The 18861-nt window shown below is 57.8% G+C and carries 16 protein-coding genes and 1 pseudogene; 4 read left to right on the top strand and 13 right to left on the bottom strand.

Annotated features, from left to right (window positions below; genetic code table 11):
* Positions 1-5: 5 nt before the first annotated feature.
* Positions 6-254: a YkoF family thiamine/hydroxymethylpyrimidine-binding protein gene (locus ABJM11_RS09440; protein WP_348297073.1), complete on the top strand. Its 249-nt coding sequence runs from the start codon at positions 6-8 to the stop codon at positions 252-254.
* Positions 255-292: 38 nt separating this feature from the next.
* Here ABJM11_RS09440 and ABJM11_RS09445 read toward each other — a convergent pair whose 3' ends face one another.
* The 13 genes and pseudogenes from ABJM11_RS09445 to ABJM11_RS09505 all read right to left on the bottom strand — a co-directional run bounded on the left by ABJM11_RS09445 (position 293) and on the right by ABJM11_RS09505 (position 13360).
* The gene (locus ABJM11_RS09445; RefSeq protein ID WP_285358881.1) at positions 293-664 is read right to left on the bottom strand and encodes a YidH family protein; all 372 of its coding nucleotides are present in this window, start codon (positions 662-664) and stop codon (positions 293-295) included.
* 31 nt (positions 665-695) lie between these two features.
* Positions 696-2657 (bottom strand): aconitate hydratase, encoded by a 1962-nt coding sequence (locus ABJM11_RS09450; protein ID WP_348297074.1) that lies wholly within the window; start codon positions 2655-2657, stop codon positions 696-698.
* A 98-nt stretch (positions 2658-2755) separates the two neighbouring features.
* Positions 2756-4312, bottom strand: coding sequence for a PQQ-dependent sugar dehydrogenase (locus ABJM11_RS09455; protein ID WP_348297075.1), 1557 nt, complete (start codon positions 4310-4312; stop codon positions 2756-2758).
* 26 nt (positions 4313-4338) lie between these two features.
* Positions 4339-5217 carry a glutathione-dependent disulfide-bond oxidoreductase gene (gene yghU / locus ABJM11_RS09460; protein WP_348297076.1) on the bottom strand — a complete coding sequence of 293 codons (879 nt, stop codon included), beginning with the start codon at positions 5215-5217 and terminating at the stop codon, positions 4339-4341.
* A 57-nt stretch (positions 5218-5274) separates the two neighbouring features.
* Complete coding sequence (locus ABJM11_RS09465; protein ID WP_348297077.1) at positions 5275-5604, bottom strand: hypothetical protein; 330 nt, start codon at positions 5602-5604, stop codon at positions 5275-5277.
* Positions 5605-5629: 25 nt separating this feature from the next.
* Positions 5630-7807: an OsmC domain/YcaO domain-containing protein gene (locus ABJM11_RS09470; protein WP_348297078.1), complete on the bottom strand. Its 2178-nt coding sequence runs from the start codon at positions 7805-7807 to the stop codon at positions 5630-5632.
* Positions 7808-7935: 128 nt separating this feature from the next.
* Positions 7936-9315 (bottom strand): AsmA family protein, encoded by a 1380-nt coding sequence (locus ABJM11_RS09475; RefSeq protein WP_348297079.1) that lies wholly within the window; start codon positions 9313-9315, stop codon positions 7936-7938.
* 150 nt (positions 9316-9465) lie between these two features.
* A complete protein-coding gene (locus ABJM11_RS09480) occupies positions 9466-9843 on the bottom strand; it encodes a nuclear transport factor 2 family protein (protein ID WP_150994493.1) in 378 nt (125 codons plus the stop codon).
* A 150-nt stretch (positions 9844-9993) separates the two neighbouring features.
* Entirely contained in the window at positions 9994-11562 is a 1569-nt protein-coding gene (locus ABJM11_RS09485; protein ID WP_348297080.1) for an NAD(P)H-dependent oxidoreductase, read from the bottom strand.
* 76 nt (positions 11563-11638) lie between these two features.
* Positions 11639-11773: pseudogene (locus tag ABJM11_RS09490) on the bottom strand (type II toxin-antitoxin system prevent-host-death family antitoxin); the annotation flags it as partial.
* Positions 11774-11802: 29 nt separating this feature from the next.
* Positions 11803-12351 carry a type 1 glutamine amidotransferase domain-containing protein gene (locus ABJM11_RS09495; RefSeq protein WP_348297081.1) on the bottom strand — a complete coding sequence of 183 codons (549 nt, stop codon included), beginning with the start codon at positions 12349-12351 and terminating at the stop codon, positions 11803-11805.
* Between the two features lie 58 nt (positions 12352-12409).
* Positions 12410-12850: a hemerythrin domain-containing protein gene (locus ABJM11_RS09500; protein WP_348297082.1), complete on the bottom strand. Its 441-nt coding sequence runs from the start codon at positions 12848-12850 to the stop codon at positions 12410-12412.
* Positions 12851-13012: 162 nt separating this feature from the next.
* A complete protein-coding gene (locus ABJM11_RS09505; protein ID WP_348297083.1) occupies positions 13013-13360 on the bottom strand; it encodes a 4a-hydroxytetrahydrobiopterin dehydratase in 348 nt (115 codons plus the stop codon).
* A 127-nt stretch (positions 13361-13487) separates the two neighbouring features.
* On the opposite strand from ABJM11_RS09505, the gene imuA reads away from it, so the two are divergent.
* Genes imuA through ABJM11_RS09520 form a run of 3 tightly spaced genes read left to right on the top strand, consistent with a single transcriptional unit; the run spans position 13488 to position 18725 of the window.
* On the top strand, positions 13488-14177 hold the full coding sequence (imuA, locus tag ABJM11_RS09510; protein ID WP_348297084.1) for a translesion DNA synthesis-associated protein ImuA: 690 nt from the start codon (positions 13488-13490) through the stop codon (positions 14175-14177).
* 7 nt (positions 14178-14184) lie between these two features.
* The gene (locus tag ABJM11_RS09515) at positions 14185-15603 is read left to right on the top strand and encodes a DNA polymerase Y family protein (RefSeq protein WP_348297085.1); all 1419 of its coding nucleotides are present in this window, start codon (positions 14185-14187) and stop codon (positions 15601-15603) included.
* The gene (locus tag ABJM11_RS09520; RefSeq protein ID WP_348297086.1) at positions 15603-18725 is read left to right on the top strand and encodes an error-prone DNA polymerase; all 3123 of its coding nucleotides are present in this window, start codon (positions 15603-15605) and stop codon (positions 18723-18725) included. The genes ABJM11_RS09515 and ABJM11_RS09520 overlap by 1 nt, the downstream gene beginning before the upstream one ends.
* The last annotated feature ends 136 nt before the right edge of the window (positions 18726-18861 follow it).

The following is an 18861-nucleotide window of genomic DNA, read 5'->3' on the forward strand; positions in this document are numbered from 1 at the left end:
GTTTTATGTATCTATCAGTGCAATTGAGTTGCTATCCGCTCACCGACGACTACAAGCCGCCCATCCGCGCGGTTGTTGAACGACTGGAGAAAAGTGGCCTGGAAGTCCACCCGGGGCGCATGAGCACAGAGATGTTCGGTGAGTATGATGAAGTTATGCGGGTCTTGTCTGAGACCATGAAGTGGTCCTTCGAGGAATACGGCAAATCCGTGTTTGTGGCCAAGATCATGGAGGGTGACCGCAGGCCACGGTAATTACACTTCCACAGACCAGGCCGTGGGTGACGTGCGCACTACCCGCGGCCGATAAACAGCGCGCCAACCAGCACAAGGCCCAGAAAGGCCACCACCATGTTGACGGCAAGCCCCCAGCGGAATCCGTAGCCGGTGGGAAATTCCGCCGGGCTCAGAGTGCGTAACAGCGCACGGAACTGGCGCGATGACCACACCGCCGCAAATGCCCCCAGCAGTATAAACAGGATGCCAATCCAGAACCCCAGCATGGCATTCATCACGCCCACACTTTCCGGTGCCAGCACATGCAGAAGCAGGCCCGCGCGCTCAATCAGAAAGCCGAATGCAATGAACGACAGACTGGTGCGGTTCCAGGCCAGCAGGGTGCGTTCAGCGGCAAACAGAACTCTTGGGTCTTTCAGATCAGACATGAGGTTCCTTCGTGTGTATCACGCCAACGCTTCACGCGGCGAGGGCCTGGCGCATCATGTTCAGAAGGCCACCTTCTTTAATCATGCGAACCTGCCGATCACTGAGATCATGAGTCAACTCATGGTGCTCGCCGGTACGGTTGTTCCTGGCAATGATGCTGTCCCCGGCTTCCAGCGCTTCCAACAGACCTTCGAATGCCAGTTCGTCACCCTGCTCAATATTATCAAAAGTCTCAGGGGCGACGAACTTCAGAGGCAGGACGCCGAAGCTGCACAGGTTCTGCCAGTGGATGCGTGAATAGCTTTTGGCAATAACTACCCGCACACCCAGATAACGAGGGGCAAGGGCCGCATGCTCCCGGCTTGAGCCTTGGCCATAGTTATCGCCCCCAACAATCACCGAGCCACTGGCCTGGTGCTGTTTTGCCCGTTCCGGAAAGCTCGGGTCCAGCCGGGTATAGGTGAACTCACTGATTGCCGGGATATTACTGCGGAAAGGCAATATCCTGGAGCCCGCGGGCAGGATATCGTCCGTGGAGACATCGTCGCCCACCTTGAGCAGAACCGGGGCCTCCAATGCGTCCGGAAGGCTGTCAAAGCTAGGCAGGGTGCTGATGTTGGGGCCTTTCTCAACCACACTCAGCTCCGGGTGCTTAGCCGGAGGACGGATGTTTCGATCTTCCACGTAAAAGGTGCTGCGCTCGTCGAAAACAGGATAACTCATCTCCAGGTCGCGGGGATCGGTGATCACGCCTGTCAGTGCCGAAGCAGCTGCTGTTTCAGGGCTACAGAGGCACACCCTGTCTTCGCTGGTACCGGAGCGACCCGCGAAATTCCGTGGCACCGTACGCAAACTGATCTGGTCCGTTGCCGGTGCCTGCCCCATGCCGATGCAGCCGTTGCAACCGGTCTGATGCAAGCGCGCGCCGGCACTGAGCAAATTCGTCAGATGGCCCAGCTCAACGAGGTTCTCCAGTACCTGGCGAGAGGTGGGATTTATATCGAATGACACCCGCTCATGAACCTGACGACCTTTAACCATCATCGCCGGAATCGCGAAATCCCGCAGGCCGGGATTTGCGGACGAGCCTATGTAGGCCTGATAGATGGGTTCTCCTGCCACTTCCCGCACCGGGAACACTTTATCGGGACTGCTCGGCAGCGCAATCAACGGTTCCAGCTGACCCAGGTCGATCTCATCGTGCAGGTCATAGGTGGCCCCGGCATCGGCCTCCAGCCTCTGGAAATCGGTTTCACGCTGTTGCTGGCGGAGGAAATCACGCACCAGGTCATCGGCCGGAAACACGGTGGCGGTATGGCCCATCTCCTGGCCCATATTGGCTATAACATGTCGATCCATGGCCGAGAGCCCTTTGAGGCCCGGTCCGTAGTATTCGATGATTTTCCCGGCACCGCCCTTGACACCATGACGGCGAAGCATCTCAAGAATCACATCCTTGGCACTTACCCAGTCCGGCAGCCTTCCTGTGAGTTTTACCCCCATCACCCTGGGCATGTTCAGGTAAAACGGCTCTCCGCACATGGCCATGGCGACAGACAGGCCACCCGCCCCCATTGCCAGCATTCCGAGGGATCCTGCCGCGCAGGTATGGCTGTCTGAACCCAGGAGGGTTTTGCCCGGTTTACCGAAACGCTCCATATGAACCGGATGGCTTACGCCGGACCCGGCGGGGCTGAACCAGATACCGAACCTTTCGCAGGCACTGCGCAGAAACACATGGTCGTCCGGGTTGCGGTGGTCCGTCTGCAACAGGTTGTGGTCGACGTACTGGGCGGAAAGCTCGGTCTTCACCTGATCAAGCCCCATGGCCTCAAGCTCAAGCATCACCAGCGTTCCGGTGGCATCCTGGGTAAGCGTCTGGTCGATCCTCAGCCCGATTTCCTCGCCGGGCTTCAGCTTTCCGGACACCAGGTGCGATTCAATCAGCTTGGTGGCTACGTTACGCTGTTGACTCTTCGTCTGTTTCGTCACTGGATGACCTCCATACGAGCCAGATTTCAGATATTCACACCTCTAACTATAGCTTCCCGACACTGACTCTGCTGACAAGACCGCCCCAAACACCTTCCCTACTCAGGCGTTACCTTAAGTACACGCCCGTCGCTGCTATCTGTCAGCAGGTAAACAGCGCCATCCGGACCGGTTTCTACAGCCCTTATACGCTCCTCCAGTTCGCCAAACAGCGTTTCAACCTCCCTTGCACTGCCGTCTTCCAGCCTGACGCGATGCACCTGACGGGTGACCAGCGCACCGATCAGCAAGTCGCCCTGCCAGCGGGGAAAGCGGTCGCCGGTGTACAGAGTCATACCGGAGGGTGCAATGGACGGTGTCCAGTGCAGCAGGGGTTCCTCAATGCCCTCGCGCTCCTGGAAGGGCGTTACCCGGGCGCCGGTATAGTCCAGCCCATGCGTGGTAATCGGCCAGCCATAATTAGCGCCCGGACGGATGATATTGATTTCGTCGCCACCACGGGGCCCATGCTCATGGGCAATGAGACGATCCTGCTCATGATCGTAGACCAGACCCTGCACATTGCGGTGACCGAAGCTGTAGATTTCGCCCTGATAGGCGTCACTGCCGACGAAGGGGTTGTCTTCCGGCACACTGCCATCCGGGTTCAGTCGGACAATGCTGCCGATGTGGTTTTCACGCCGCTGCGCGTCTTCCCGGTAGTCGAAGCCATCGCCGAGGGTAAGCACCAGCGTATTGTCCGGCAGCCAGGCCAGGCGGCCGCCATAGTGGGCATTACCTTCCTTGGCCGGCTGAACCCGGAAAATTTCGCGAACATTGTTCAGGCCCTGCTCGCCAAGCTCGCCCCTGGCCAGGCAAGTGTGATTCGCCTGCATCGTACCGCAGGCATAGCTCAGATATACCTGGCGACTCTGCTCGAAATCCGTGGCAGGCAACACTTCGAACAGACCAGCCTGAGCAGACCCAAATACGTCCGGTACGCCAGTCAGTGCCTCCGGCGCCAATTCGCCTTCGGCGGTCAGCATTCGCAATCGGCCGGGCCGTTCCGTAACGAGCATTCGCCCGTCCGGCAGAAATGCCAGCGACCAGGGGTGTTCAAGTCCGCTGGAAATCGTCTCGACCCGGTAGCCCGATGCCTCATCGGCTAAAGCACCGGAATCCGGCAGTGCCAGCCCTGCACCAATCAGCAGCGCCACAGCAGGCGCCGATGAAAATCTACCCTTTCTGCGGGAAAGCCCGGAGACAAGAACGGTAAACAACCAGCCTGATATGGCAGCCGTTACAAGCATCAGCATCAACCCACCGGCCTCGCGGGTAGCTGCGATCAGGGTGGGCATGGGCGCCAGGGCATCCACAATCCGTAAGGTTGCCCACAGCCCGGTTGCTGCAGCCAGCGGGTGCAGCCACAAACGGCCTGCATTACCTGCCAGCCTCGCCACGATTGACGCAGCTACCTGCGAAACGAGAAAGCTCAGCCCGAACAAAATCGCGTACAGCGGTGCAAAGTTCACCAGATCCTGAAACATCGTTTCCAGCCAGGTTCCGGTGCTGATTTCAGCCCCCAGACCTGCCAGCGCCTGCAGGTTGAGCTGGGTCTGCACAAGGCTGCCCAGCACTGAACCCAGCAGGAGCGCGATTACGAAAGCCGGAATCAACTTCCTCCTACTGCCGGACGCCGCCATCATTTTTTCCCGGAAGACTCCAGTTTGTCCTGGGTGCGCAGCTCGAAGTCACTGGCATCGTGCCGCTCATGCAACTGCTTGCTCTCGTCGCCCCAGGTGCGGTTGACCATCAGCCCGCGTTTGACAGCCGGGCGCTCCCCGACTTCATCGGCCCAACGCACCACGTTCGTGTAGGTATGTGCCTCAAGAAATTCCGCCGCTTCGTAGACCTTGTTCTTGACCAGCGCGCCGTACCACGGCCAGATAGCCATATCGGCGATGGTGTATTCATCCCCTGCGACGTATCGGTTATCGGCCAGCTGACGGTCCAGCACATCAAGCTGGCGCTTCACTTCCATGGTGTACCGGTTGATCGGGTATGCGTATTTTTCTGGCGCGTAGGCGTAAAAGTGGCCAAAACCGCCCCCCAGGAAAGGCGCACTACCCATCTGCCAGAATAACCAGTTCATGGTTTCGGTGCGCGCCACGAAGTCTTTGGGCAGGAATTCACCAAACTTCTCGGCCAGGTAAAGCAGGATGGAGCCGGATTCAAACACCCGAACCGCAGGATCATGACTGTGGTCCATCATCGCCGGGATCTTGGAGTTGGGGTTTGCCTTCACAAATCCGCTGCCAAACTGCTCCCCCTCGGTAATGCGAATAAGCCAGGCATCGTATTCTGCGCCCTTTACGCCCTTCTCCAGCAATTCCTCAAACATGATGGTGGCTTTCACACCATTCGGGGTTGCCAGCGAGTACACCTGGAACGGGTGCTTTCCGATCGGCAGTTCTTTCTCATGGGTAGGCCCCGCAATTGGCCGGTTGATTTTCGAGAAAGCTCCACCGCTCTCTGCATCCCACTTCCAGACTTTCGGTGGCGTGTAGGTATCGTCAGTCATTCAATCATCCTCATTTTTAGGGAGCTTCGAACTTCTGTACTTTCAATTTCCATACGTTCAGGAACCGGGCAAACAGACGTCTCTGCTGCGGGAGGTCAGCCTGTCCCACTTTCCCTTGCTGTTATTACGGACAGTTTTCAGATAACGGCTCACTTCGGCGAAATGCTCGTCGGTCGCTCCCAGTTTCCGGGCCTCGTCACCATGAGTATCGGACATGAACACCAGCGCCTTGTAACCATCATCCTTTTCGGTGAGGGAGCCGCTGAGCAGAGCCAGATGGCTTGCACAGAAGATATGCAGATTGCGCTTGTCGTAATCGATGTCCTGGGCCCAGGCGTTAAGGCTGAGTACCGCCAGGGACATCGACACCAAAAAGGTTTTCTTCATAAGGACTTACTCCGAAGAATTCGCTCTAAGCGGCTGCACGGGCCGCGTGAAGCTTCTTGTAGCTGTCGATCAGTCGCAGGTGTTTATCCAGTCCTTCCAGTTGCAGGTTGGTGGGCGTCAGGCCATGGAAGCGAACACTGCCATCAACCGACCCTACCACGGCTTCCATGGTTTCCTCACCAAACATACGCCGCAGATTAACCAGGTAGTCATCGAGCTCCAGCTCGTCATCGATGGTGATCTCCAGTACAGCATTCACCGCCCGGTAGAACAGGTTGCGTTCCACTGTGTTGTCATTGAACTGCATGAAGGCCTCCACCTTTTCGAGGGCTTCTTCGTACTGTTGAAGGGCCAGGTAGATCAGCAGCTTCAGCTCCAGAATGGTGAGCTGTCCCCACACCGTGTTTTCATCGAACTCGATGCCAATCAGCGTGATGATGTCCGCGTAATCGTCCATCTGGCTCTCTTCCAGGCGTTCAACCAGATCCGCAAGCTGATCATCACTCAGGGAGTGGAGGTTCAGGATATCTTCCCGGTAGTCCAGAGCCTTGTTGGTGTTATCCCAGATCAGGTCGTCCGCGGGATAAACCTCGGAATACCCTGGCACCAGAATACGACAGACCGGCGCTCCCAGTTCTTCATAAACCGCCACATATACCTCCTTGCCCATATCCTTGAGGATGTTGAACAGGCAGGCTGCTTCCTCCGCGTTGGTGCCTGAGAAGTCCCACTCGTGAAACTGGTAATCCGATCTGGCGCTGAAGAAACGCCAGGACACCACACCCGTGGAATCAATAAAGTGCTCCACGTAATTGTTGGGTTCCGTAACCGCCAGGCTGTTAAAGGTTGGCGGTGGCACATCGTTCAGGCCTTCAAAGCTTCGACCCTGAAGCAGTTCCGTGAGGCTGCGCTCCAAAGCCACTTCCAGGCTCGGGTGGGCGCCGAAGGACGCGAACACGCCCCCGGTTCGCGGATTCATCAAGGTGACACACATCACCGGGAACTGGCCTCCCAGGGACGCATCCTTGACGAGGGTCGGGAAGCCCTGCGCCTCCAATGCCTCCACGCCCTCCAGAATGTCCGGATACTTTTCCAGCACCTCCCTGGGAACATCCGGCAGCGCAATCTCCTCTTCGATAATCTGCTTCTTCACCGCGCGCTCGAAAATCTCCGACAGGCACTGGACCTGCGCTTCTTGCAACGTATTGCCTGCGCTCATACCGTTGCTGAGATACAGGTTCTCAATCAGGTTCGAGGGGAAATAGACCACCTGGCCGTCGGACTGGCGCACGAAGGGCAGAGAGACAATCCCCCGCTCCGTCTTGCCGGAGTTGGTGTCGATGAGGTTGGAGCCATACAGCTCGCCATCCGGGTTGTAGACGGCCAGACAGTGGTCGTCGAGAATGCCCTCGGGCAGCTCATCATCGGCGCCCGGCTTGAACCACCGTTCGTTCGGGTAGTGAACAAATTCACTGTTGGCGATTTCTTCCCCGAAAAACTGATCGTTGTAGAAGAAGTTGCAGTTCAGTCGCTCAATGAACTCACCCAGTGCCGAACAGAGTGCGCTTTCCTTCGTGGCGCCCTTGCCATTGGTAAAACACATGGGGGATGCGGCATCGCGAATATGCAGCGACCATACGTGGGGCACGATGTTACGCCAGGAGGCAATCTCGATTTTCATGCCCAGGTTCTCGAGGATCCGGGTCATGTTGGCGATCGTCTGTTCCAGCGGGAGATCCTTGCCTTCAATAAAGGTGCTGGTGCCGCCCTCCGGCCTGGTCATCAGCAAAGCCTGGGCATCGGCTCCCAGGTTCTCGACCGTTTCAATCTCGAACGTCGGGCCGGTTTGCACCACCTTCTTTACCGTACAGCGGTCGATGGAGCGCAGAATGCCCTGCCGGTCTTTGTCGGAAATGTCCTCGGGCAGCTCCACCTGAATCTTGAAAATCTGGTTGTAACGGTTTTCCGGGTCCACGATGTTATTCTGGGACAGACGGATATTCTCAGTAGGAATATCCCGGGCCAGGCAATAAACCCGCACAAAATAGGCCGCACACAGTGCCGATGACGCCAGAAAATAATCGAAGGGACTGGGTGCCGAACCGTCGCCCTTGTAGCGGATAGGCTGGTCCGTAACCACGGTGAAATCGTCAAACTTGGCTTCAAGTCTGAGGTTGTCGAGAAAATTGACGTTGATTTCCATGACGAAGTATCCGGATTGGGAAATTTTGACGGGCCGTAGCCTTGGATGGCGGCCATTATCCAGTTTTTAATGCCCTTCGTCTCGGTCACTAACTCAACGGGCGACCTATGCGCCCCTTATTTTCAGGATCAAGGATGCTCAACGGCGCCAGCGTAGAACGTTTCGCATTCCTCGTTCGTAATTGCCTGTACCCCGCGTTCGACCAGGTCAAGCATCGGCCCCGTCACAGTCACGAGAACGTTGGGGCGCTCAATTTCGGGCTCATGGAACGGGCCAGTGATCTGTTGTTCTACCACCGCACAGCCTTCAGAGTCGACGACGGCCACACGCAGATTCTGGAAGCTGTAATTGCCGAAGTTCAGGGCTCCGCTCAGGGCCAGGCGGTTTTCAGGCGTGCGGAAAGCCACATCACTCGCCCGCGCCACGCCATTTTCAATGCTCCATTCCGACACCATCTGGGCAATGGTTGTGCTGCCGCCACTGCCGCCGAGTAAGCCCGTAAACTCATAACCGCGGGTAACAACAAGGCCTACCGGCCCCGCAAGGAAAACCGCGCCAGCATCAATCAGATTAAAGCGCTGGGTGTCGGTGTAGTCCTCCAGCTCCTCATCCAGATCAAACCCATCAAAGCTGAGTTCTCCGGAGCTAAGATCCAACCGCCCCCTGGCGTTCTGCCGGAGTTCCTGCCAGCTGCTGCCTTTCGCATTCAGAGTCAGCTCAAGGTCGATTTTGCCGGCAGCGCCCTGATCAGGATTCAATATGCGCATGAACGCACCGAAATCGAACCCTGTCAGTCTGTTTTCAAGCTGGATAGCAGGCGTTTTTAACGAAACATCAACTTCGGCCCGCCCAGAGAGCTCTCCCTCGAAGGCTTTTGCAGACACCGGGTCCAGCTCGAAAACACCGTTTTCGCCCCTCACTGTCATCGACAGATCGGAAATCCTGAAGCGGTCCTGACTAACCACACCGCATTGCAACTCTCCCCCGGCAGCAAGCGATTCAAGCACCTGCGCCAACGCGCCACCCTTATGGCGGATATTGCGGAGGTCCAGATAGCACTTCTCCCCCTGCCACTTCATCTCCGTGGCCTGATCACGATAGCCAAGCCGGGCGTCAGAGACCCGCAACCTTTGCAATGTAAATTCGTCGAGCTTCCCCGGTTGAGGCTTGTAGATGTTAAATGCACCGGCCGGGGTGCGCTCGACCACCAGTTCCGGCTGTTTTATGTGAAGGTTTCGCGGGTGTGCGTCACCAACCAGCAGGCGGGAAGCAGAAAACCCTACTCTGACGCTTTCAGCGGTGGCCACTACCTGCCCTTCCCGGCTCACTTCGATATTTGCGAGGGTGACGCTCGGCCCCTGAACAATTCCGAACTGCAGCGGGCGACCGATTTCCACATCCAGGCCAAGGGTTTCGGTGAGCCCCCCTTCAAGCCGCTTTTTGATCCGGTCAGTATCAACCAGCCACCAGACCACAAACGCCGCTGCTACGACCAGTGCGGCCAACACCAAGACAACCAGAAGTCCAGTTCTTAATCGCCTTTCCCTTACTCCGCCCACCATAGTAGAGCCTCTTCCACAGTTCCCTCTTCAGGTGAGCATAGCTCCGGCGTCAGGAGCCGGCAACAGAGCGCAGTGAGTGTGCCGTTATTGGAGGGTTCAGCTTGCTGAAGGTAGGTTGCCTCCCAGCATGTTTTCAACCACTGCCGCGTTATAGAAGGCTTCAACCGTCTGTATCTTGTCGTTCCGGACACGAAACCAGACTGCGAGCCGCACGTCCCCGATCGGTTCGAAATTGGTCCGATAGTCCAGCACCGCGAATACGTGCTCCCCTTCGGCACTGAGCTGACGGAGGATCAGGTCTTTCTGGATGGCGGCCATACCAAACTGGTAAGACAGCATGTCGTCCGGCCGAAGGAAACGCATATTCGGCCCCACATATTCAAACCCCTCATCAACCAGCAAGGCCTTTGCCTCTTCAAAACGCTGGGCATGGATATCTGCAATAAACTGCGCCACGATGTCTTTTGGCTGCATGAAAGGCTCCGCTTGCATGATGGGAATGTTTGAATACCAGTATGGCGTATCTGCCATTGAAATATGGCCTACCTGATTCACCTGTATACCAGAAATCGGGCAATGACAAATAAGTTTGGGGCACTATTGTCCGGCACTCTGGCTCATCGATCAGGTCGGTTTCAATAGTGCCAGGTTCAGCAATGGCACCAGCCCAAACCACAACACGTAGCTAAGCGCAGCCACCATCAGCCCATCAATACGGCCCGGCGCCTCATCACTCCGGACATGGCAATACAAGAGCCACGCGAGAAACGCGGCGTGAGGGACAACCAGCCAGGCAATACCGTTATAGGCCCCAGCAACCAGCCCCCAGACGTCCCATGCCCATGCAGCTGCGGCAGAAAGCAGAACGAAAAAAAGTGCAATAAGCAGCGCGTTCCTGAATCCGAAGCGAACCGCCAGGGTGCGTTTTTCTGCCAACGCATCCGCCTCGAGATCCGGTATGCCCGCCAGCGTGATGGAGGGCAAAATTCCCAGCAACATCGGCATACCTAGCAGCCATGGCGCAGGGTCGTACCAGGCTCCGTCAAGAAATACGTACCCGCACAGCATCACACCGATACTGTGGGTAACCGCCACATCAACCTCCCCAAGGCCCCGATAGCTGAGGTTCAAGGGCGGTGCCGTGTAGCCAATGGCCAGCACAGTCAGAACGCCAAGCAACACGATACTGGCAGCCGGAGCTGCTACAGATAGCGACAGGAGCCAGACCGTGCTGGCCAACAGGCCCAGTAGCACCACGCCAATCCCGGCCTTGACTTCCTTCCTGCTCAGCGAGCCATCAACCAGCACCCTCGACCCGCCGGTAAAGGCGTTGAAATAACGATTATTCTGATCCGTACGCAGATCAACCACCTCGTTGACCAACACCGTTGCCACTTCCAGCAGGAAGAGGCAGAGGTAGCCAACCCAAAACACAGAGGTGCCGAGAACCGAACTGCCGGGAGCGACCGCGAGAGCACCAATGGCATAGGCCATCCACGACATTGGATAGAACTGAAGTCGCAGGCTTCGCAACCAGGCGCCAGCTTTTTGCTGCAGCCGTTCCATCCGGGTGACCCGACCCTGCTTTAGCCGCCTGCCCTGCCTTTCGGCGCGAGCGAGCCAGCCTTCACGTTGATCCGCGCTGGCATTCTTGACGGAGCCAAACACCAGCGAACGCACCGGCCGTATACCGCAAAAGCCCAGGGTTGCCCGTGCCAGGGCATTTTTACCCGGTTCCCGGTAAAGCAGTCGATGGGCAAGCGGAGGGGTATCCATGGTGGTGATCAGCTGAGCGGAGCGGCTTTGCAGCAACCCTTGATAACCTATGCCGCCTTCGCAGGTCGTGAAGGCAAAACCGGGTGCCATCATCCGGTCCAGAAACCCCTTGAGCAAAGCGGGAGCGGTGCCCCACCAGGTGGGATAAACGATGACCAGGTGATCGGCCCAAAGAAAGAGTTCCCGCGCCTTACTCAGGTCGTCTTCGAGCGGCTGGTCGTTGGGGGACACCTGATGCAAGTCTGTGTCAAAATCCATTTCTGACAGGTCCAGCCTGCGCAGCTCCACTCCAGCTGCACGTGCGCCTTTGCAGAAAGCCTCTGCCAGGGCACCGCAAAAACTGTCAACGCGGGGATGCCCCAGAATAACCAGCACGTTTATGGGCTGCGCAGTCGGCTCCACTCTCTCGGCCAGCATGATGTTCCTCCTGAACACTCTTCTGTGGTCTTGGTGACTGGTAGTTCTTGAATTCCCGCGTGAAAATTAATGTACTCTCCCTGGCCTCACTTTGGCTGGCCGCTCTTCCCTCCAGTACAGCACGCTCTCCCCTCGAGAGCCCCTCAAGCAGCTCAAGTCGGCGCTGCATAAACTCGTAATCCTGTACATCAACAAGGTAGGCAGATGGCCTCCAGTCAGTCAGACAGCTCCCCCTCACGGTTATCCGGCGGCCGGCGACAGCGCCTCGATGATGGCAGCGCAAAAGTCGTCCAGATCATCCGGAACCCGGCTGGTAATCAAGCCATCGTCATTGTGTACTGGCTCATCAACCCAAGTTCCCCCGGCGTTTTGAATATCGGTTTTCAGACTGGGGAACGACGTCAGGGTGCGGCCGCGAACCTTATCCGCTTCGATCAGCGTCCAGGGCGCATGGCAGATGGCGGCCACCAGTTTATGCTTGTTGCAGAATTGCTTGATTAACGAAACCGCAGCTTCGTCCGTTCTCAGCGCGTCCGGATTGGCGACACCCCCAGGCAGAATCAGCGCATCGTAGTCATCCGCATTGGTGTTTGCTGCCGTTTTGTCAACCGGAAAGGTGTGCGCTTTATCCAAGTGGTGATAACCCTGAATTTCACCTTCTTTCAGCGAAATAAGATGCAGCTCCGCACCTGCGCCCTGGAGATCTTTCCAAGGACGAGTCAATTCGATTTGTTCAACACCATCTGTCGCAAGAAACGCGATTTTCTTTCCATTTAGCGGCACACTCATATACATCCTCCTTCTGTTTCAACGTTCGCATGCTTTGTTTGCGGCGTTTGTTTCATGTTCAGGGAGACGTTCGTTTCTCGATCTCGCGCCGGTAATCCGATCCTAGCGAGGTTTTCTCGTTTTCTCCGAGCACCTTGCCGGCGCTGGGAAATACTTCCTGCTCCTCTTCTTCGAGATGATGCAGTAACTTATGGGCGAGATTTTTTGCGTGAGCAAGCCAGGCTGACGAATCCTGCCCGGTATCGGATACGGCTTCCATCAACTCATCAAGCTCGTGATGCTCGGCAACGCTGTGCCGGGCCTTTTCTTGGGTAGCATCAAACTGCATCAAGGGCACGTAGAAATACCTCTCCTCTGCCAGCGCATGGTCCTCAAGCTGCTTTTTCAGGTTCAAAAACAAGCGATCACGCTCATCAGTGGCGCCACTGGTTGCGAGTAGCTGATCGACTAACTCTCGTTGCCTGTCATGGTCTGCCCGAAGCTCCTCAAAAATAGTCATCCCGGATATCCTTTCTCAAGTTGAATTAAGCCCTGCCGTCCGGCGGTGGGCACTGACCAACAAAACGCTTATCCCGTCGATATCTATTTGCTACGCCGCTAATGCCTCATTGGTTCAACACCGATGACGACAGTGAAAGCATTTCCCTGAAGATGGGTTGAATCACTGCATCTCTTCGTAGGCTGCATCGGTTCGTGCCGCCATGATGTAATCGTTTTTGTGCAGGCCACCAATCTTGTGGGTCCACCAGCGTACCGTCACTTTGCCGTATTCCAACAGGATGGCGGGATGGTGGTTCTCGGCTTCGGCCAGGTCGCCCACCTTGTTGGTAAATGCCTGGGCCTGTGCGAAGTTCTTGAGTTTGAACACTCGCCGTAGCTGCTCTTCTCCATCCAGTTTCACAACCTGCCAGCCTGGCACGCCTTTTCCCAGGGCCTGTTTTTCGTCAGCAGTCACTTTTGGTGCGTCTGCGCTGCAGGCTTCGCAACTCTGTTTTGTCAGTGCACTCATTTTCAACCTCCCTGGTTGATGGTTGTACTACAAGCGTGGGTTGGTTCAGGCAGATTATCAACCCGCTCCTTGAAATCAACCGCCTTTCAGAATACTGTATATTTAAACAGTATATTGAGAGCTTTCCATGAGTGAGATTCTGAACACGCTGATGCAGGATGCCCGTGTCTGGCAGGGGCACCAGCATATACGTACCAATCAGTCGGCAGAACCAACCGGTTACCAGGCGCTGGACAACCAGCTCGGTGGCATCGGCTGGCCCAGGGGCGCATTGAGCGAGTGCTTGCTGGATGCACCAGGCATCGGGGAGTTGCATCTGTTACTGCCTTTAATGCAACGGCTGTCTCACACTGGCAAAACTGTATTCTGGATAAACCCGCCCCACACCCCATACGCGCCCGCTTTTGCCCGGGAGGGCGTCAATCTGGACCAGGTGATACTCATCAACACCGAAGACGAGGGCGACCTCCTGTGGACACTGGAAAACTGCCTGCGCTCTCCGGTAACCGGCCTGGTCATGGTCTGGCCCGGGAAACTGGCCGCCCGGGAGATACGTCGCCTGCAACTGGCCGCCGAGGCGGGCAGCAATGTGTGTGTGCTATTCCGTGAACGCCGCTACGCCGAACAGAATTCCCCGGCGGCACTACGCCTGGAACTGACTCCCGGCGACCAGCAGGATCTCAGGGTGAACGTGTTGAAACGCCGCGGTAGCTGGCCGGGGCAACGCTGCTCGCTGGCCATGAACCATCGGGCCGATCTGGCTTTCCAGGAGGCACCCCGGATAGTTCAAGGCCCCTGGTCTGGCCGGGCCGGGTAAGGCCATCATGCTCTGGTTATACCTGCACTTCCCTCACCTGCTGCTGGACCATATTCGCCGCTCCCGTGAAAACCAGGGGGCACTGGCCATTGTGGAAGGCTCAGGCCAGAAGGTCATCCAGGCCTGTCCGGAAGCGCGGGCTCAGGGTGTGCGGGCTGGCATGCGCCTGAAAACCGCGATCAGCCTGGTGCCGGGGCTGGGCATGGTAAGAGCAGACCACCAGCAGCAAGCACGGATACTGGAAGACCAGGCCCGCTGGCTGTACCGCTATGCGGCCCATATCGTGCTGGTGCCCCCTGATGGCCTGCTGGCGGAAGTGGGCAGCCTGCAGCGGCTTTATGGGGGGATGCAGGCCGTCTGGCAGACTGTGGAACAGGGGCTGCACGAACGCCAGCTTAATGCCTGGATTGCCATCGGCCATACACCACTGTCAGCCCGGCTGATTGCCCGTACGGGCAAGGGGGAATGTACGGCAGACAAGGGCCATATTCTGCGTGCGCTGGGGCAGATGTCCCTGTTGGCGGCAGAGTTTGAGGACAAAACCCGTACCCGACTGCAACGTATCGGCCTGAACACCCTTGGAGAAGTGCTTGCTCTGCCTTCCAATGAGCTGGCTCGTCGTCTTTCACCGGAAACCCTGGCTTATGTCCAGAAAATCCAGGGGAACCGGGCAGACCCCAAAACGCCCTGGCATCCCCCTCACTACTTTCGCCAGCAGATAGACTTTGCACAGGAAGTTGAACAGTCCCAGGGTCTGCTGTTTCCCCTGCAACGCATTCTCTCTGAACTGGAGGAAGACCTGTGCTGGCGACAGCAGGATACCGACAGTCTGTTGCTGGTTCTGCAGCATCGGCACGAGGAACCTACCCGCCTGCGGGTTCGTACGTCCGGCCCGGAGCACCGCTCTGAAACGTTCCTGAACCTGATTCGCCTGCGGTTGGAGCAGCAGCCGCTGAGAGCGCCGGTGATATCGCTGGTGCTGACAGTCAGGCGATTCCTGGGGCGGGAAGCCGGCGCTGGCCGGGACCTTCTGGGTGAAACCCAGGATCTGAATGAAGCCTGGCACACCCTGATCAGCCGTTTGCAGGCACGGCTTGGTGAGGCTGCCCTGCAGCAGTTATCGCCACAGGCGGACCACCGGCCTGAGCGGGCGTGGTCTGCCTCTGAAGTGCTGCGCAGGCCTGACACCCGGCTGCCGGATTACACCCAACTGCCCCGTCGTCCGTTATGGCTGCTTAAGGGCCCGCAACCACTGACCGCGGCTCCATGCCGATGGTTCTCGGGGCCAGAACGCATCAGCGGTGGCTGGTGGGATGGCCAGAGGGTGCACAGGGATTATTACATTGCCCAACTGGAGAGCGGCCAACTCGCCTGGGTCTTCAGGGATGTACGGGATGGCTGGTTCGTCCACGGGTGGTTCGGTTAATGAGCGAGCTTACCTACGCAGAGCTGTTCTGCTTCAGCAATTTTACCTTTCTGACCGGGGCTTCTCACCCTCAGGAACTGGCAGAGCGTGCTTTGGAATTGGGCTATTCCGCGCTCGCCATTACCGACGCCTGTTCGGTAGCCGGTATTCCCCGGGCCTGGGCAGCACTGAAAGACAGTCCGGTAAAGCTGATTACTGGCAGTTGGTTTGAGCTTGAAGATGCCCCGCCTGGTGCTGCCGCTCCCCGCTTTATCCTCCTGGCCCGCACCCGCAAAGGGTACGGCCAGCTCTGCCAGTTAATCACCACCGGGCGGCGGCGAGCAGAAAAAGGCCAGTACCGACTATTTTTTCGGGACATTGAAACCCACACCCTGGATGACTGCCTGTGCCTGTGGCTGCCCCCCTCACCTGTCGAGGCGGATGCAGATCAGGCTCTGGCCTGCGGTGAATGGCTGCAGCGCCTGTTTGACCCGGCCCTGTGGATAGCCACGGCCCGCACCCTTGAGGCCGGGGAAGAGCTGCAACTGGCCCGTGTGCGCTGGCTGGCTGACCACATATGCTGCCCGGTGGTGGCCACCGGCGAAGTGCACATGCATAACCGGGATCGCCAGCCCCTGCAAGATGTGCTCACCGCCCTGCGCAACCACACCACTCTGGAGAACGCCGGTCACTGCCTGTTCCAGAACGGCGAACGCTACCTGCGGCCATTGCCGGTCCTGCAGCGTCTGTTTCCCGCCACCTGGCTGCGGGAGACCCTGGTGATTGCCCGGCAATGCACCTTCGAGCCCGGCAGCCTGCGTTACGAATACCCGCCAGACCTGGTACCGGAAGGAGAGTCACCGGCGGTCTACCTGAAACGGCTGACCCGCGAAGGCGAACGCCGGCGATACCCCGAAGGCACACCATTAAGTGTCCAGGGGCTGATCCGCAAGGAGCTGGCGCTGATCTCGGAGATGGCGTACGAGCACTACTTCCTCACCATTCAGGACATCGTTGCCTTTGCCCGCAGCAAAGGCATTCTCTGCCAGGGACGGGGCTCGGCAGCCAACTCCGCCGTGTGTTACTGCCTGGGCATTACCGAAGTGAACCCGGCACGGGTGGAACTGCTGTTCGAGCGCTTCATTTCCAAAGACCGTGACGAGCCACCAGACATCGATGTGGACTTTGAGCATGAACGGCGGGAAGAAGTCATCCAGTACATTTACCGGCGCTACAGCCGTGAACGGGCCGCTCTGGCAGCCACTGTGATCCGCTACCGGCCACGCAGTGCCATTCGTGATGTGGGCAAGGCTCTGGGTTTTGACCCGGCCATGGTAGAGCAGCTGCTGGAAGGCATCGACTGGCGGGACAAGGCCAGCGACTGGCGCCAGCAGATTCTCGACAAACACCTCACCCGCAACCCGAAAGTGGCCGAGCAGTTCTTTACTCTGGTGAATACCCTGCTCGGGTTTCCGCGCCACCTGTCCCAGCATGTGGGCGGTTTTGTCATCAGTGCAGGCCCGCTGGCCGAACTGGTACCAGTAGAAAACGCCGCCATGGCGGACCGGACCGTCATCCAGTGGGACAAAGACGATCTGGAAAGCCTGGGCCTGATGAAAGTGGATGTACTTGCCCTCGGTATGCTGACAGCGATCCGCAAGGCCCTGGATCTGATCAGTGAGGAAAAGGGCGTCCCCTTTACCATGCAGGATATCCCCCCGGAAGACCCGGCCACCTACGCCATGCTGCAGAAGGGCGACAGCATCGGTGTCTTCCAGGTGGAATCCCGCGCCCAGATCAATATGCTGCCACGCCTGAAACCAAGCACGTATTACGATTTGGTGATTGAAGTTGCCATCGTTCGCCCCGGCCCCATCCAGGGCGATATGGTACACCCCTACCTGCGCCGCAAACATGGGCTGGAGCCGGTCAACTACCCCAACGATGCGGTCCGCAAAGTCCTTGAACGCACTCTGGGTGTACCCATCTTTCAGGAACAGGTGATCAAACTGGCCATGGTGGCCGCTGGTTTCTCCGCCGGAGAGGCTGATCAGCTCCGCCGCGCCATGGCCGCCTGGAAGTCGCACGGCGATCTGACGCCCTTTCGAGACAAGCTCATCAACGGCATGCTGGAAAGAGGACACGACGCCGATTTCGCCGAGAGGCTGTACCTTCAGATCTGCGGTTTCGGCGGCTATGGTTTTCCGGAATCCCACGCCGCCAGTTTTGCGTTGCTGGTGTATGTGTCTTCATGGATAAAACGCCACTACCCCGCCGCTTTCTACTGCGCCCTGCTCAACAGCCAGCCCATGGGATTCTACTCACCCTCCCAACTGGTCCAGGACGCCCGCCGCCACACCGTCACCGTGTTACCACCGGATGTGAACCACAGCCAGTGGGACCACACACTTGAAGGCTCCGGCAGCGACCTGCGCCTGGGTCTGAGGCTGATACAGGGCCTGTCTACCAGTGGTGCTGAACGTCTTTGTCAGCATCGCCCACAATCGGGCTACCGAACCACCGACGAACTCCGCCGTCTGGCAGGGCTGAATCAGCGGGACATGGAACTCCTCGCCGGCGCCAACGCCATGCCGGACTTCACCGCTAACCGTCATCAGGCCTACTGGCAACTCCTCGGTCACGAGCAACCCGCCGAACTCTTCGCCGCCGAAAGCAGTGCTGAATACCTGCCGGACAACACCTGCGTACACCTGCCCGAGCCCACAGAGGGCCAGAATGTACTCGCCGACTACGCCAGCCAGGGGCTTACCCTGCAGCGCCACCCTCTGGCGTTGCTCCGTGAACAGGGCCACCTGAAATTCTGCCTCAGCGCCGAACAGCTCAGAACCACCAAAGCCGGCCTCCCCGTGCAGGTCGCAGGCCTGGTCACCGGCCGCCAGCGTCCCGGTTCCGCCTCCGGTGTTACCTTCGTTACCCTGGAAGACGAAACCGGCAATGTGAATGTTGTGGTGTGGCTGGAAACGGCGCGTCGGCAGCGCAAGCCGTTGATAACTTCGCGGCTGTTACACGTGAAGGGGGTATTGGAGCGAGAGGGGGATATTGTGCATGTGATGGCAGGTAGGCTGTCGGATTTGAGCCATTTGATTGAGGCGTTACCGGTTAGCTCGCGGGACTTTCACTAGTGTGCCTTAACAAAAGTTCGTCTTATTATTCAGCTTATCGGAAAGACGAGCGATTGATGCAATGATTTGATCCGCTGTTTTGCGCCAGATAAAAGGTTTGGGATCGTCGTTGTATCTTGCCAGGTAGTCTTTAATG

Origin of the sequence: Marinobacter sp. (assembly GCF_039977835.1) — a bacterium.
Taxonomy (GTDB): Bacteria; Pseudomonadota; Gammaproteobacteria; order Pseudomonadales; family Oleiphilaceae; genus Marinobacter.